Origin of the sequence: Roseivirga sp. (assembly GCF_034669765.1) — a bacterium.
Lineage (GTDB): Bacteria > Bacteroidota > Bacteroidia > Cytophagales > Cyclobacteriaceae > Roseivirga.
Genome location: NZ_JAXMOQ010000006.1, coordinates 39,841 through 53,724, shown reverse-complemented (window position 1 = coordinate 53,724; position 13,884 = coordinate 39,841). Strand labels below are relative to the sequence as shown.

General features: G+C 39.5%; 14 protein-coding genes and 1 tRNA gene. 10 read left to right on the top strand and 5 right to left on the bottom strand.

The window, feature by feature from the left end:
* The 5 genes from VOI17_RS12955 to VOI17_RS12935 all read left to right on the top strand — a co-directional run bounded on the left by VOI17_RS12955 (window position 1) and on the right by VOI17_RS12935 (window position 2,500).
* Window positions 1-87, top strand: a tRNA-Ser gene (locus tag VOI17_RS12955).
* 93 nt (window positions 88-180) lie between these two features.
* Complete coding sequence (locus VOI17_RS12950; RefSeq protein WP_323757643.1) at window positions 181-975, top strand: MotA/TolQ/ExbB proton channel family protein; 795 nt, start codon at window positions 181-183, stop codon at window positions 973-975.
* Window positions 976-996: 21 nt separating this feature from the next.
* Window positions 997-1,359, top strand: a complete 363-nt coding sequence (locus VOI17_RS12945) for a hypothetical protein (protein WP_323757642.1) — start codon at window positions 997-999, stop codon at window positions 1,357-1,359.
* Window positions 1,360-1,365: 6 nt separating this feature from the next.
* Window positions 1,366-2,034 (top strand): biopolymer transporter ExbD, encoded by a 669-nt coding sequence (locus VOI17_RS12940; RefSeq protein WP_323757641.1) that lies wholly within the window; start codon window positions 1,366-1,368, stop codon window positions 2,032-2,034.
* A 1-nt stretch (window position 2,035) separates the two neighbouring features.
* On the top strand, window positions 2,036-2,500 hold the full coding sequence (locus VOI17_RS12935; protein WP_323757640.1) for a biopolymer transporter ExbD: 465 nt from the start codon (window positions 2,036-2,038) through the stop codon (window positions 2,498-2,500).
* Between the two features lie 198 nt (window positions 2,501-2,698).
* Here VOI17_RS12935 and VOI17_RS12930 read toward each other — a convergent pair whose 3' ends face one another.
* On the bottom strand, window positions 2,699-4,333 hold the full coding sequence (locus VOI17_RS12930; RefSeq protein WP_323757639.1) for an amidohydrolase: 1,635 nt from the start codon (window positions 4,331-4,333) through the stop codon (window positions 2,699-2,701).
* Window positions 4,333-5,106 carry an AMP nucleosidase gene (locus VOI17_RS12925; RefSeq protein ID WP_323757638.1) on the bottom strand — a complete coding sequence of 258 codons (774 nt, stop codon included), beginning with the start codon at window positions 5,104-5,106 and terminating at the stop codon, window positions 4,333-4,335. Before VOI17_RS12925 ends, VOI17_RS12930 begins: the two co-directional genes overlap by 1 nt.
* Before the next feature lie 32 nt (window positions 5,107-5,138).
* Here VOI17_RS12925 and VOI17_RS12920 point away from each other — a divergent pair, with 32 nt between their 5' ends.
* Both VOI17_RS12920 and VOI17_RS12915 read left to right on the top strand, forming a co-directional pair.
* Entirely contained in the window at window positions 5,139-5,600 is a 462-nt protein-coding gene (locus VOI17_RS12920) for a type I restriction enzyme HsdR N-terminal domain-containing protein (RefSeq protein ID WP_323757637.1), read from the top strand.
* 16 nt (window positions 5,601-5,616) lie between these two features.
* Window positions 5,617-6,708, top strand: coding sequence for an alkane 1-monooxygenase (locus tag VOI17_RS12915; RefSeq protein WP_323757636.1), 1,092 nt, complete (start codon window positions 5,617-5,619; stop codon window positions 6,706-6,708).
* On the opposite strand, the gene aroQ is transcribed toward VOI17_RS12915, so the two are convergent.
* Window positions 6,705-7,127, bottom strand: a complete 423-nt coding sequence (gene aroQ, locus VOI17_RS12910; RefSeq protein WP_323757635.1) for a type II 3-dehydroquinate dehydratase — start codon at window positions 7,125-7,127, stop codon at window positions 6,705-6,707. The two genes, VOI17_RS12915 and aroQ, sit on opposite strands and share 4 nt — an antisense overlap.
* On the opposite strand from aroQ, the gene xerD reads away from it, so the two are divergent.
* Window positions 7,111-8,055, top strand: coding sequence for a site-specific tyrosine recombinase XerD (gene xerD / locus VOI17_RS12905; protein ID WP_323757634.1), 945 nt, complete (start codon window positions 7,111-7,113; stop codon window positions 8,053-8,055). The genes aroQ and xerD overlap by 17 nt on opposite strands.
* A gap of 2 nt (window positions 8,056-8,057) precedes the next feature.
* On the opposite strand, the gene corA is transcribed toward xerD, so the two are convergent.
* Complete coding sequence (corA, locus tag VOI17_RS12900) at window positions 8,058-9,173, bottom strand: magnesium/cobalt transporter CorA (RefSeq protein ID WP_323757633.1); 1,116 nt, start codon at window positions 9,171-9,173, stop codon at window positions 8,058-8,060.
* A 42-nt stretch (window positions 9,174-9,215) separates the two neighbouring features.
* Window positions 9,216-10,073, bottom strand: a complete 858-nt coding sequence (locus tag VOI17_RS12895) for a universal stress protein (protein WP_323757632.1) — start codon at window positions 10,071-10,073, stop codon at window positions 9,216-9,218.
* 164 nt (window positions 10,074-10,237) lie between these two features.
* Here VOI17_RS12895 and VOI17_RS12890 point away from each other — a divergent pair, with 164 nt between their 5' ends.
* A complete protein-coding gene (locus VOI17_RS12890; protein ID WP_323757631.1) occupies window positions 10,238-11,281 on the top strand; it encodes a quinone-dependent dihydroorotate dehydrogenase in 1,044 nt (347 codons plus the stop codon).
* Between the two features lie 80 nt (window positions 11,282-11,361).
* Window positions 11,362-13,881 carry an FtsK/SpoIIIE family DNA translocase gene (locus VOI17_RS12885; protein ID WP_323757630.1) on the top strand — a complete coding sequence of 840 codons (2,520 nt, stop codon included), beginning with the start codon at window positions 11,362-11,364 and terminating at the stop codon, window positions 13,879-13,881.
* Window positions 13,882-13,884: the final 3 nt, after the last annotated feature.

Genomic DNA, 13,884 nt, shown 5'->3' with positions numbered 1-13,884 from the left:
GGAGAGGTGTCCGAGTGGCTGAAGGAGCACGCTTGGAAAGCGTGTATACTCGAAAGGGTATCGAGGGTTCGAATCCCTCTCTCTCCGCATGATCAACTAAAAACTTAAGTATAATTTCTTTTAACAATAATTATTAATAATTTAGAAACCGTTTTAACCTTTATTAATCAAAACTAGACTATGAAAAAGTTATTCTCACTATTGATGATCTTAGGCGTTCTGTCGATTGGATTCAATGCTTACGCTCAAGATGATGCCCAAGATGGAGCAACAGAGCAAGTAGAAAACACCATTCCAGAATCACCTGACTATTCAGATGAATTGGCAGATATGCCAGAAGAGTCTTTAGACCAAGTCATCAAACAAAAATTTATTGAAGGAGATCCTAAGTTTATGTCTCCAGTATTAATCTGTTTAATTCTTGGTCTTGCGATCTCTATTGAAAGAATTATCAGCCTTAATATGGCAACTACCAACACAAACAAGCTTTTGAGCAAAGTAGAAGATGCTCTAGAGTCTGGAGGAGTTGAAGCTGCTAAGGAAGTGACTAAAAACACTAGAGGCCCAGTGGCATCTATCTTTACTCAAGGTCTTATGAGAATGTCAGAAGGAATTGAAATGGTTGAAAAATCAGTAATTGCTTATGGCTCTGTAGAAATGGGTAGATTAGAAAGAGGTCTAGTTTGGATTTCACTATTTATTTCATTGGCTCCAATGTTGGGTTTCATGGGTACTGTAATTGGTATGATTGGTGCCTTCGATGCTATTGAAGCAGCCGGTGATATTTCTCCAGGATTGGTTGCTGGAGGTATTAAAGTAGCCCTTTTAACAACAGTTGGTGGTTTGATCGTTGCGATTATTCTTCAATTGTTTTACAACTACTGTGTTTCTAAAATCGATTCAATTGTTAACTCAATGGAAGACGCATCAATCTCTTTGGTTGATTTGCTAGTGAAGCACAATTTATCTAAGTAATTAACCTGTAAATAGATTATTATGGATCAGGACCAATTAATTAATTTAGGACTATACGCATCCTACATTCTGCTTGCAGTAGCAACGATTGCTGCTATTGTGATGAACTTAATAAACTCTCTAGGTAACCCTAAGAGTTTAATAAAAAGCGGAATTGGGATAGTTGTCTTAGGATTGGTATTCTTTATTGGATACTCAATGGCACCTGCTGAGATTGATCTTGTTAGCCAAAAAGCTTTTGACGCTAACAACATTGACCCTTCTGCAGCATCTACGTTAACTACCTATAAACTTATAGGTGGAGCAATGACCACAACTTTGGTACTACTTATAGTAGCCGTTGTAGGTTTAGTTTATTCGTCAATCGCTAGAGTCGTTAGATAATTTATTATGGCAAGAAGTAAGAACAGAGGAGGTCAAGAAGTGAATGCAGGCTCAATGGCCGACATCGCTTTTCTATTATTGATATTCTTTCTAGTGACTACTCAAATCGCCACCAACAAAGGTTTGACCTTGTTACTTCCTCCTAAACAGGATGAAGAGGAGCCAGAACCAGTAAAGCAACAGGAGAGAAATATCTTTAAAATTCAGGTAAACTCTCTGAATAAGCTGTTGGTGGAAGGAGAGACACTAGACGACCCAGCACTAATAGGGGATATGGTTTATGATTTCATTTTGAATTTCGGAAATATTTCTGACGTTGAGAAAGGCCCTACGGGTGAGAAAGTAAGCGATAGACAAACCTATGAATCTTTGCCTTCAACGATGAAAGCATACATTAACAACAGTTTGAGATCAGATAAATCATCTGATGGACCAAATGCGGCTATTGTATCGCTTAAAGCGGATAGAGGAAGTAGCTATGAGATTTTTATTCAAATTCTGGATCAGCTAAATGCTGCCTATAACCGAGTATATGGTGAAAGGGTAGGTTTAACCGATGAGGAGTTTAGAAAATTGAATAGAAACGATCCAAGAGATTTGGATTTATATGAGAGAGCTCGTTCAGGAATTCCTAAAGCGATCTCAATTGCAGAACCAAGTAAAGTAGGAGGCTGATATGTCAAAGTTTAAAAAGAAAAGTGAATCCACTCAGGAGATTCCAACTGCGGCATTGCCTGATATTATCTTTATGCTTTTGTTTTTCTTCATGGTAACCACCGTAATGAGAGAGACTGAGGTTTTGGTAAAACAAGAAATCCCAAGGGCTGAGCAACTAGTGAAGCTTGAAAAGAAGAAACTTGTTACCTATCTATACGTGGGAGAGCCTAAGGAACCGGAAATTTTCGGTACTGAACCATTGGTTCAAGCCAACGATGCGTTTATCGCTATTGATGGTATTGTTCAGTGGGTGAACACGGAGAAAGATCAACTTAGTGAAGTTGAACGTGATCAAATTACGATTTCTCTTAAGGTAGATAAGGATACCAAAATGGGGATTATTGTTGATATTCAGAATGAATTAAGAGAAGCCAATGCTCGTAAGATCATTTATGCAGCTCCGAAAAAGACAGATAATAACTAGTTTTGAGAAACTATATTTTAGAAAAGGCTACCATTTGGTGGCCTTTTTTTTGATACATATCTGATCATCCAGAGTATTTAATAATGGTTTCAACCATTATTAAATACTTACAAACAATATAGCCCACGGTTTAGACCGTGGGCTATATTGTAAATGTATTATATGAACCGTTTTTAACTTCAGCCCTAGGCTTTTAAATCAAAACACCTTCTTTCCGTTCAAGTAAGTAGCTTTTACTTTTAAGTTTCGTAGCTCAGACTCTGGAGCTTTCATCATGTCCTTTTGGGTGAAGATGAAATCTGCAAACTTGCCTACTTCAATGCTTCCCTTTTCGTTTTCTTCAAAATTGGAATAAGCTGCCCAAATGGTCATGCCCCTTAAGGCTTCTTCTCTGCTAAGTTTATTTTCAGCCTGCCATCCGCCTTCAGGCCAGTTTTCAGCGTCCTGACGGGCAACCGCAGCATGAAATCCGTACATCGGGTTAATGTCTTCCACAGGGAAGTCACTACCTAGTGCGATATAACCGTTTTGGTCAAGTAAGTCCTTAAAGGCATAAGCCGTTCGTACTCTTTCTTCTCCTAGTCTTTCAGCAGCCCAATACATATCTGAAGTCGCATGGGTAGGTTGAACTGACGGGATAATGTTATACTTGCCGAATTTTGGGACATCTTCTTTAGAAACGACCTGAGCATGTTCAATTTTCCATCTTAAATCGTTGCCTTCAGGAAGGTATTTGCCATAGATGTCTAGAATAACACGATCAGTCCTGTCGCCAATACAATGAGTGTTCATCTGAAAGCCCATGTCATAAATGGTTCTTGCTAACTCATCATAGTTGGCTTCAGTCTCTAAAAGGAAACCTGCGTTTCCTGGATCATCAGAGTATTCACTTAAAAGATTTGCGCCACGAGAACCTAAAGCACCATCGCCATACACTTTAAAAGAGCGCACATTGAGGTAATCTGTTTTGATCTTGCCCTTCTTTTTAAAATAGTCTATACTCTGTTCCGATGGAGCAACCATGGCATAAAGCCTCATGTTTAGTTCGCCTGATTTGTTCAGCGAATCGATTAATTCAATTGTGCTTACTTCTAAACCAGCATCAACAACACCCGTAAGCCCAACTGCGAAACAATTCTGCTGTGCCATGATAAGCGCTTCAATTTGGTCGGCACGGGTTTGCTCAGGAATGTACTTACCAATCAGGTCCATGGCGTTGTCCACCAACAAGCCAGTAGGCTTTCCGTCCTTGTCGAAATAGATTTTACCTCCGGTTACTTCTTTTGTGTTGCCGAAAATCTCGCTTTGGCTCATGGCAGAAGAGTTTGCTAAAGCCGCATGACCATCCACTCGTGAAAGGAAGACAGGAACATCTGGAAATAACTTGTCTAGCTTTTCCTTGCTCGGAAATTCTTTATTCTCCCAGTCATTCTGATCCCAACCACGCCCTACAATCCATTCATCGTCTGGATATTTTTCACGGTGTGCTTGAAGTATCTCCAAAATTTCATCAAAGGACTTTGTGCCTACTAAATCAGCATTTTTCAACCCTAAACCGTATCGGTAAAAATGCGCATGAGCATCAATAAGTCCTGGGTAAACAGGAGCACCTTCTAGGTTAATGGTTTCGTCAGACTCAAAGTCTTTCAGAATGTCTTCGTCCGATCCAACACCGATAAACTTTCCATCTTTTACTGCAAATGCAGTGGCAACGGTAAACTCATCATTTACTGTGTAAACGGTTGCATTATGAATGATTAAGTCGGCCTGTTGTTTCCCACCACATGACCACAGTAGAAAGGTGACTGCGGCAATTGCTAATAGTTTTTTCATTATTCGAATCTTAAATGTTTTACAGAATCACCAGAATCTCTGAGTTCTCTGAGTGAATCAATTCCTATTTCTAAATGGTCGTTTACGAAATTTGAAGTAACTTTTTTGTCACTTTCTTCCGTTTTTACTCCTTCTGCAATCATTGGATTGTCAGAAACTAAAAGGAGGGCGCCATGTGGGATCTGATTTACAAAACCTACCGTAAAAAGTGTAGCAGTTTCCATATCAACGGCCATTGCTCTAATTTTACGGAGGTACTTTTTGAAAGCCCTGTCGTGTTCCCACACCCTACGGTTAGTGGTATAACAAGTGCCTGTCCAGTAGTCGCGCTCGTGTTTCTTGATCATTGAAGATACGGCTCTTTGCAAACGGAAAGAAGGTAGTGCGGGGATTTCTGGCGGCATATAGTCATCGCTTGTGCCTTCGCCACGAATGGCCGCAATTGGTAGTATTAAATCACCAATGGCAGTTTTCTTTTTCAAACCACCACATTTACCCAAAAAAAGTACGGCTTTAGGAGCTATAGAAGAGAGTAAATCCATTACGGTGGCCGCCATGGCACTCCCCATTCCAAAGTTTATAATGGTGATGTTTTCTGCCGTTGCTGATTGCATTGGGCGACCTACACCATTGATTTCAACCCCAAACTTATCGGCAAACATTTCTACATAGGTAATAAAGTTAGTCAGTAGAATGTACTCTCCGAAGTCTTCATTGGGAACCCCAGTATAGCGGGGGAGCCAGTTTTCAACAATTTCTTGCTTAGTTTTCATGTATAAGTTTTGGGTTCAGTTACATTTGTTCGATGGATTCACTCAACCTGCCGGCTTATGAATATCGCCTCGATAAAAGGGACGGCAAATTAGTTATTTTTGACCCTATACGGAAGAAATTTGTTGTACTTACCCCAGAAGAATGGGTACGCCAACACTTTATTCATTTCCTCACTGGTAGTTTGGGGTACGCTATGAGCCGAATGAGTGTAGAGACGGGCAATAAGTACAATCAGCTACAAAAACGTTCCGACATTCTGTTCTATGATGAACACATGAAGCCGCTTGTGATTGTGGAGTGTAAGGCACCTTCCGTAAAAATTAACCAAAACGCTTTTGATCAAGTGGCGGTATATAATAAAACACTCCAAGCCAAATTGTTGATTGTTACCAATGGAATGGTACATTACGCTTGTTGGTTCGATGAAGAAAAACAGAAGGTAAGTTTCTTGGATGAAATACCTAGCCTTCAGGAGTTGAAAGCCATGATTTGATTTCGTATTTTTCAATATGAGTTGGATCAAGCGAATCGGTTTTCTTACTGCTTTTATAATTCCTGCGCTTGCCATCCTCGGTTTTTACCTTGGCGGTTGGTGGAATTACCTCACTATTTGCTTTGTGTTCGTATTGATTCCTTTGGCTGATTTCCTTATTGGTGAAGACCCCGAAAATATGGACGATACCGATGCTTTAATTATTTCTGAACAATTCTATTATCGTTTCATCACTTACATCTGGGCCATTTTTCAATTGGCCTTTTTGGTTTGGGCATCGGCTAAAGTAGCTTCCACTACCATGGAAGTCCATGAATGGATTGGTTTTGTGCTGAGCTTTGCCTTAGTAACAGGCGGAATAGGTATTACTGTAGGGCACGAACTAGGTCATAAGAAATCTGCTTTGGAGCGTTTTTACTCCAAGCTCATTTTAATGACCGTTTGCTATATGCATTTCTATATCGAACATAATCGCGGACATCATGTGCATGTGGCTACTCCGCAAGATCCTGCAACCAGCAGAAAAGGCGAAGGCTTTTATCGCTTTTGGTTTCGTTCAGTGGTTGGTAGTTACCGCAGTGCTTGGAATATTGAAAAGGCAAGCTTGAAAAGAAAGGGAGAGAAGGTATGGTCATTGAAAAATGAAATGATTTGGTTTACCATACTTCCCGTTTTATTGGCTGTGACTTTAACATTGTTGGCAAGCCTTTGGCAAGGGAAGTTGGTTTGGGAAGTGCCTGTTTTCTTCTTTACCCAAGCCATTTTGGCCTTTAGTCTTTTGGAAATTGTGAATTACATTGAACACTACGGCATTGTAAGAAAGGAGATTTCTCCTGGGCGTTACGAAAGAGTCAACCCGATGCACTCCTGGAATTCAAATCATAGGTTGAGCAACTTTTTTCTGTTTCAGTTACAAAGGCATTCCGATCACCATGCGAATGCGATTAAGCGCTATCAGGTGTTAATGCATTATGAAGAATCTCCTCAGCTGCCTTCTGGCTATCCAGCCATGATTTTAATGGCGGCATTTCCTCCTTTGTGGTTCGAAAAAATGAATCCTAAACTGAAAGACTGGGAAGAGAAAGTGTATTTAAAAGATGTTGATTAAGACTTAGTGCTTAGGTAATAAAGCGCCATATCGTAACCCTTCAAACCAAAACCAGTAATCATTCCTGCGCATTCTTTAGTGATAAGGCTTAAATGCCTATATTCTTCTCTCGCGTGAATATTAGAAATATGGACTTCGGCCACGGGAGTGTTTATGGCTGCGATGGCATCTGAAATGGCCACAGAAGTATGTGTATAACCTCCACCATTGAAGACGATACCATCATAAGAAAAACCAACTTCATGTAATTTGTTGATCAATTCCCCTTCCACATTGCTTTGATAGTATTCGAGTTCTAAGTCGTTGAATTTTGCTTTAAGCTTTTCGAAGTAAGTCTCGAAGCTTTCGTTGCCATAAACGGTTTTTTCTCGGGTGCCCAATAAATTTAAATTTGGGCCATTGATGATGATGATCTTCATTTTGTCGAGGGGTTACTTATCTTTAGCTGTGGCTTGGGAAATATATATTCAGGAATACGAAAACTACTTAAAACTGGAACGGTCGCTGTCCGAAAATTCGGTTGAGGCTTACGTTCACGATGTGGTGAAGCTAAAACAGTTTCTGGAAATATCCAATCTAGATATTACGGCACAGCAAGTTCGGGCGAACCATCTGCAAAATTTCATAGAATACATCAACGAATTGGGCATGAGTGCCCATTCGCAAGCTCGTATTATTTCTGGACTCAAGTCTTTTTATAAATTCATGCTTTATGAGGGAGAGATAGATGTGGACCCTACTGCTTTATTGGAGGCTCCTAAATTGGGCAGGAAGCTACCCGATACACTTGATATTCATGAAATAGATAAGATTTTGGCTGCCATCGATCATTCTAAAGCGGAAGGAATGCGCAATAGGGCCATGCTCGAAACGCTGTACAGTTCGGGCTTGCGTGTTACCGAACTTATCAGTCTTAAAATTTCCAATATTCATTTCGAGATCGGTTTTTTGAGGATTCTAGGCAAAGGAAATAAGGAACGTTTGGTGCCCATTGGGAGAGAGGCGCTGAAACACATTAACATGTACCGAGAGGAAGTTAGGGTGCATCTAGATGTCAAACCTGGGCATGAGTCTTTTCTGTTTTTGAACCGCAACGGAAAACAACTTTCCCGTCAAATGGTATTTATAGTAATTAAAGACTTGGTAGCCAAAGTTGGTCTTCATAAAACAGTGAGTCCACATACTTTTCGTCATTCTTTTGCGACTCATTTAATTGAGGGCGGGGCTGACTTAAGAGCCGTTCAAGAAATGCTTGGTCATGAATCGATTACTACCACGGAAATTTACACGCACTTAGATCGCGATTACCTGAAGCAGATTATCAAAGATTTTCATCCAAGAAGCTGAGACTATAGCCAGCCTTTCCTTTTGAAATAATAGATCATTCCACTTGCCACAGTGAGAATAGCTCCCCAGAATATAGGGTAGGCATATTTATAAGTTAACTCAGGGAAGTTTTCGAAGTTCATTCCGTAGATACCAGCCATGAAAGTAAGCGGAATAAAAATAACCGAGAAAATGGTAAGCACTTTTAGAATGTCATTCAACTTGTTGTTCATTTGGTTATTGTAATGATCCATCAAGTCTTTTAACTCGTCCATATATAGCTCCACATTTTCTGTTAGGTGCGTGGTATGGTCTAATAAATCCTTCAAGAAGGGGGAGGTCTTTTTGTCTATTAAGCTGGTTTGAGACTTATTGAAATTAATCACACTTTCTTTGATTGGGCGAACCGTTCTGCGCAGCCAATTCACCTCCTTTTTCAAAGTACTTAGTCGATTAATAAAACTAGGGTGGGGCTTGCTCCTTAATTCATCTTCTAAGTCATCAATTCTGTCCGCATACATTTCAATGATGATGAGGTAATGATCCACGATTACGTCCATTAAAGCAAAGGATAAGTAATCGGGCTTGCGCGTGCGAATTTTGCCTTTGGCATTTCTTAAACGATCGCGAACGCCATTAAAAACATCTCTCATATCCTCCTGAAAAGTGATAATGAAGTCTTTACCCACCACCATGGCAAACTGCTCATGCTTAATCATTTCGTTCTGCGTCATTACCATTTTACAGATTTGGAAGAAATAGTGGTCGTATTCTTCCCACTTTGGCCGTTGACCAAGGTTTAAAATATCTTCCAATGTAAGGTTATGGATATCGAAATGGTCACCGATTTCTCGTATCAATTCAACATTATGCAAGCCTGTAACATTGAGCCATAGATTTTTACCTTTTAGGTCAAGCTCATTTAATTCAGCAATTGATTGGAGTTCCTTTTCTTCGCAAGATTCCACATTATAGACCATTGCCTGAAGAAGGATTTCTTCATCTCTCTTCTCGCCAGTGTATAGCAAAGACCCTGGCATTAGGTTGGATTTTTCTTTCGATACCCTCGGTCTTCTTATGATGTCCAAAGGGATTAACCTAAAGAGGTCTATTGGGTTTCTGGATTTAATCTTTCGCATTTTATAATCTATAGTAAGCTGAAAAAGAGAGTTGGGTGCTTTTTATTCCGTTTTACGCAAGTTTAAGGTAAGTATAGGGATGTTAGACTTGGTGATCAGGTATTCAGTAATGTTGCCCATCAGTAATGTTTTTATGTTTTCCTTATGGTAAGAAAAAAGAGCAATCATATCGCTTTTAAAGAAATCGGCCGCATACAAAATACCTCTATTTATCGACTTTGCATTGAATACTTCTACAGAATGATTGACTATCCCATGTCTCTCTAAGAATTCAACTTTCAGTTTGTTGATCTGTAATGTCGTTTTAAAATAGGCCTGCGTGTTAATATAAACAAATGTGAGTTCTGCATTGAATGATTCTGCAAACTTCATCAAATCGGGCATTGCTGGCGAATAATCATCCGTCAAGTTGGTAGGGATGAGAATTCTTTTGATCTCAAAACTGTCTTGTGCATTATTGATGGTCAGTACTGGGTTTTTTGCCAGCGCTGCAATTTTTTCCGGATGCGTTCTTCTAAAAACTTCATCAAAACGTTCGTGCTCGTAATTGCCCACAACAGTTAAGTCAAAAGCTTCTTCTGCTACCAACTTAGCGATTTCATTTGGGGTGTCATGTACCTTTAGTTTAGAATGAATAGTAATTCCGCGGTCTTCATATTTTTGAATGAGCCGCTTCATCTTCTCTTCATTAAGGGATAGGATATCATCTAAAAACTGCTGACCAGTTGGGGTTTTACTTTTGTATTCCCCCAGTTCGTCTAAATAGACAGATAATGCAGCTTTTACAATGTGCATCATATATACTTCGCTGTCTAGCTTTTTTGCTATTTGGCAGGCAACTTCCAAAGCCCGGTGTGATTTTTCAGTAAAATCTATTGGAACAAGAATTCGCTTGTACATGAGTTTTTATTTTTTGGATATCAGAAATCTGAAATCTTGCATAATCTTCAAAAAAAGGAGATTCTAAAACAAGTTTTTGCCTTTCGGAAAACTTAATAACTCTAAAATCTTAATTCTTTTTTATCGTTCCCAATGAAGCCGTACTTTTGATAAAATTTTCAACTTTGTATAAATCAGTTATTCGTCCCTTCCTTTTTGCTAAACCCGCAGAAAATGCACATCATTTTACTTTTGGGTGGCTTAAGCGTCTTTTTAAAATCCCTGGAGCAGCCTCTATTGCAAAATCACTCTACGACTTTGAAGATAGTCGATTAGAAGTAAAAGCTTTTGGACTCAAGTTCAAAAATCCAGTAGGCCTGGCTGCTGGCTTCGATAAGGACGCAAAGCTGTTTGATGAGCTTTCGGCTTTTGGCTTTGGCTTTATAGAAATAGGAACTCTGACTCCAAAAGGGCAAGAAGGAAACCCACAGCCTAGACTTTTTAGGTTGCCTAAAGATCAGAGTTTGATCAATCGAATGGGCTTCAATAATCAAGGGGTTGAGGCGGCCGTTGAGCGATTGAAAAGAAAAAGAACCAATGTGCTGATTGGTGGGAATATTGGTAAGAACAAAGTAACCTCCAATGACGAGGCAGTGAACGACTATCTATCGAGCTTCGAAACGCTTTTTCCTCATGTAGATTATTTTGTAGTGAATGTGAGCTCACCAAACACTCCAAACTTAAGAGAATTACAAGAAAAGGAGCCGCTCAAATTGTTGCTCATGGCATTGGAGGCTGCTAATAATTTAAAGCAACTTAGAAAACCAATTTTATTGAAAATTGCTCCGGATCTTACTCCAGAACAGCTCGATGATATTGTCGAAATTGTTGAAGAAACGAAGATTGACGGTATCATCGCTACTAACACTACCATTTCAAGGGAAGGTTTGGTGACCGAAAAAAGCGAAATTGAAAAAATTGGTGCAGGAGGATTAAGCGGAAAGTCAGTAAGAGATCGTTCTACTGAAGTGATCCGTTATCTTCATCAAAAATCTGGAGGCTCTTTTCCAATCATTGGAGTGGGAGGGATAAATACCGGAGAAGACGCAATTGAAAAGTTAAAAGCGGGAGCAACCTTGGTTCAAGTGTATACTGGATTCATTTATGAAGGCCCTGCAATGATTAAGAAAATCAACAAAGCCATTCTGAAATGGAAGTTTGTTGAGTGATCTTAAGATGTTTTAGTCAATCCGTCTAAAGGATTCATAAAATTCAATTATTTTCGTAACTATAAGGGAAGTACTTTTTCATGGCCAAAAACACCTACAAGTCCAATACATTTAAAAACACCAAACAAGAAAAGAAGGAATCCAAGGGATTTAGCCTCAAGGGGAAACTACGGTTGGGTTTCATAAAAGACCGAAGAGTTCAGCTTACAGTAGGTTTGTTTTTGCTACTTTCTGCAGTCTTCATTTTTGTTGCTTGTGTAAGTTACTTGTTCACAGGTAAGGCTGATCAAAGCGTGATAGAGTCCATCGGTGAAACTGGAATGATTGCTTCTGGCAAAGAGGCTGCCAATTGGATGAAGCTTTGGGGTGCTTACGCTTCACATTTCCTTATTTTTAAATGGTTTGGTGTAGCAGCCTTCCTTATTCCTCCATTTTTATTTGTTGGAGGCTACAAAATCGTATTTGGAAAGGCCCTCGTCAATATTCAACGTGCCTTTATCTTTGTCGTATTCTTCCTATTGTGGATTAGTCTACTGATGGGCTCCATGATCAAAGGAGGTTCTGGAGTGTCTGAATGGAGTTTCTACAGTGGAGGCTTAGGCTATGAGCTCGCTGTTATATTTGACAACCTCATGGGCTACGGAACACTTCTTTTGCTAGTGTTTACATTTCTGGTGTTCGTTATTTTCTTCTTCGACATTAAGCAGATTTTCTTAACCAAAAGCACTTTGTCTGATTTGGATAATGCTGATGAAGAGAAAGAAACCATTGTTACGGAAACGAGAGAGACCATAAAAGCGGAGGATTTAGGGGAAGATCTAGATGATGATGACCTTGAGTTATCTAGCGAAGCAGACCTTGAGGATTGGGTGATTGAGTTGAAAGGGGAAGAAAAAAAGCCCTCAGAGGATAATTCCATTGAGCTAGAATTGTCTAGCGAACTAGAGAAAGAGTCAGATCCTGAAGAATTAATTGTAGAAAAACCTTTGGCTGAAAACCGTCCAATTTCTCCATTAGAAAAGAAAGACGAACTTTCGTTTGAAGTTGAAATTAATCATTCGTCAGAAGCACTGGTTGAAAAAGCAGGAAACTATGATCCCACGTTGGATTTGGCCAAGTATAAATACCCTACCATTGATTTATTGAAAGAATATGGCCCAGCAAAAATTCAAGTAACAAAAGAAGAGCTACAAGCTAATAAGGATAGGATTGTAGAAACACTTACCAATTTCAAAATTGGAATTTCGAGTATTAAGGCCACTATTGGTCCAACAGTAACACTTTACGAGATCATTCCAGAAGCAGGAGTTAAGATTTCTAAAATCAAAAACCTTGAAGATGATATCGCCTTGAGTTTGGCTGCTTTGGGGATTCGTATTATTGCGCCAATTCCAGGGAAAGGAACTATCGGTATTGAGGTGCCAAACAAGAACAAAGAGATGGTTTCTATGCGATCTGTAATCGCAACGGACAAGTTCATGAACAGCGATAAGGCGCTTCCTATTGTATTAGGGAAAACCATTTCCAACGAAGTTTTTGTTACAGATTTGGCCAAAATGCCTCACTTGTTAATGGCTGGAGCTACTGGTCAAGGTAAATCTGTTGGTTTGAATGCTATTCTAACTAGCTTACTTTATAAGAAGCATCCTTCTCAATTGAAGTTTGTATTGGTAGATCCGAAGAAGGTGGAGCTCACCATTTACAATAAAATTGAAAGGCATTTTCTGGCTATGCTGCCAGATGGTGAGGAGGCTATTATTACCGATACTAAAAAAGTAATTAATACACTTAATTCATTGTGTATTGAAATGGATCAGCGTTACGATTTACTAAAAGATGCCGCTTGTCGTAATATTAAAGAGTACAATCAGAAATTCGTAGATCGAAGATTAAACCCTGAAAAAGGGCATCGTTATTTGCCTTACATTGTACTTGTTATAGATGAGTTGGCAGACTTAATGATGACTGCTGGAAAAGAGGTTGAAACTCCTATCGCACGTTTGGCACAATTGGCCAGGGCCATTGGAATTCACTTGGTAGTGGCCACACAGCGACCATCAGTAAACGTAATTACGGGTATTATTAAAGCAAACTTCCCTGCTCGACTTTCATTTAGAGTAACTTCAAAAATTGATTCTCGAACGATTCTCGATACTGGTGGTGCAGATCAATTGATTGGTCAAGGTGATATGTTGCTTTCCATGGGATCTGAAATCACTAGAATTCAATGTGCATTTGTAGATACGCCAGAAGTAGACGACATTTGTGACTTCATTGGAGGTCAGCAAGGCTACTCATCTGCTTATGTGCTCCCAGAGTTTACGGGAGATGATGGAGATAGTAGCACAAGTTCGGTTGATTTATCAGATCGGGATGCAATGTTCAATGATGCGGCTCGACTAATTGTATCGCATCAACAGGGAAGTACTTCTCTAATTCAACGTAAGTTGAAGTTGGGTTATAACAGGGCGGGAAGAATTATTGACCAGCTGGAAGCAGCTGGAATTGTGGGCTCTTTTGAAGGCAGTAAAGCAAGAGAAGTTTTAATTTCAGACGAACATAGTTTGGAACAGTTATTGAACAGCTTGGATAATAACTAATTC

Excerpts from the sequence above, each read along its gene's own strand:
- VOI17_RS12950 (WP_323757643.1), top strand. The coding sequence starts at position 181 with ATGAAAAAGTTATTCTCACTATTGATGATCTTAGGCGTTCTGTCGATT.
- VOI17_RS12945 (WP_323757642.1), top strand. The coding sequence starts at position 997 with ATGGATCAGGACCAATTAATTAATTTAGGACTATACGCATCCTACATT.
- VOI17_RS12940 (WP_323757641.1), top strand. The coding sequence starts at position 1,366 with ATGGCAAGAAGTAAGAACAGAGGAGGTCAAGAAGTGAATGCAGGCTCA.
- VOI17_RS12935 (WP_323757640.1), top strand. The coding sequence starts at position 2,036 with ATGTCAAAGTTTAAAAAGAAAAGTGAATCCACTCAGGAGATTCCAACT.
- VOI17_RS12930 (WP_323757639.1), bottom strand. The coding sequence starts at position 4,333 with ATGAAAAAACTATTAGCAATTGCCGCAGTCACCTTTCTACTGTGGTCA.
- VOI17_RS12925 (WP_323757638.1), bottom strand. The coding sequence starts at position 5,106 with ATGAAAACTAAGCAAGAAATTGTTGAAAACTGGCTCCCCCGCTATACT.
- VOI17_RS12920 (WP_323757637.1), top strand. The coding sequence starts at position 5,139 with ATGGATTCACTCAACCTGCCGGCTTATGAATATCGCCTCGATAAAAGG.
- VOI17_RS12915 (WP_323757636.1), top strand. The coding sequence starts at position 5,617 with ATGAGTTGGATCAAGCGAATCGGTTTTCTTACTGCTTTTATAATTCCT.
- xerD (WP_323757634.1), top strand. The coding sequence starts at position 7,111 with ATGATGATGATCTTCATTTTGTCGAGGGGTTACTTATCTTTAGCTGTG.
- aroQ (WP_323757635.1), bottom strand. The coding sequence starts at position 7,127 with ATGAAGATCATCATCATCAATGGCCCAAATTTAAATTTATTGGGCACC.
- corA (WP_323757633.1), bottom strand. The coding sequence starts at position 9,173 with ATGCGAAAGATTAAATCCAGAAACCCAATAGACCTCTTTAGGTTAATC.
- VOI17_RS12895 (WP_323757632.1), bottom strand. The coding sequence starts at position 10,073 with ATGTACAAGCGAATTCTTGTTCCAATAGATTTTACTGAAAAATCACAC.
- VOI17_RS12885 (WP_323757630.1), top strand. The coding sequence starts at position 11,362 with ATGGCCAAAAACACCTACAAGTCCAATACATTTAAAAACACCAAACAA.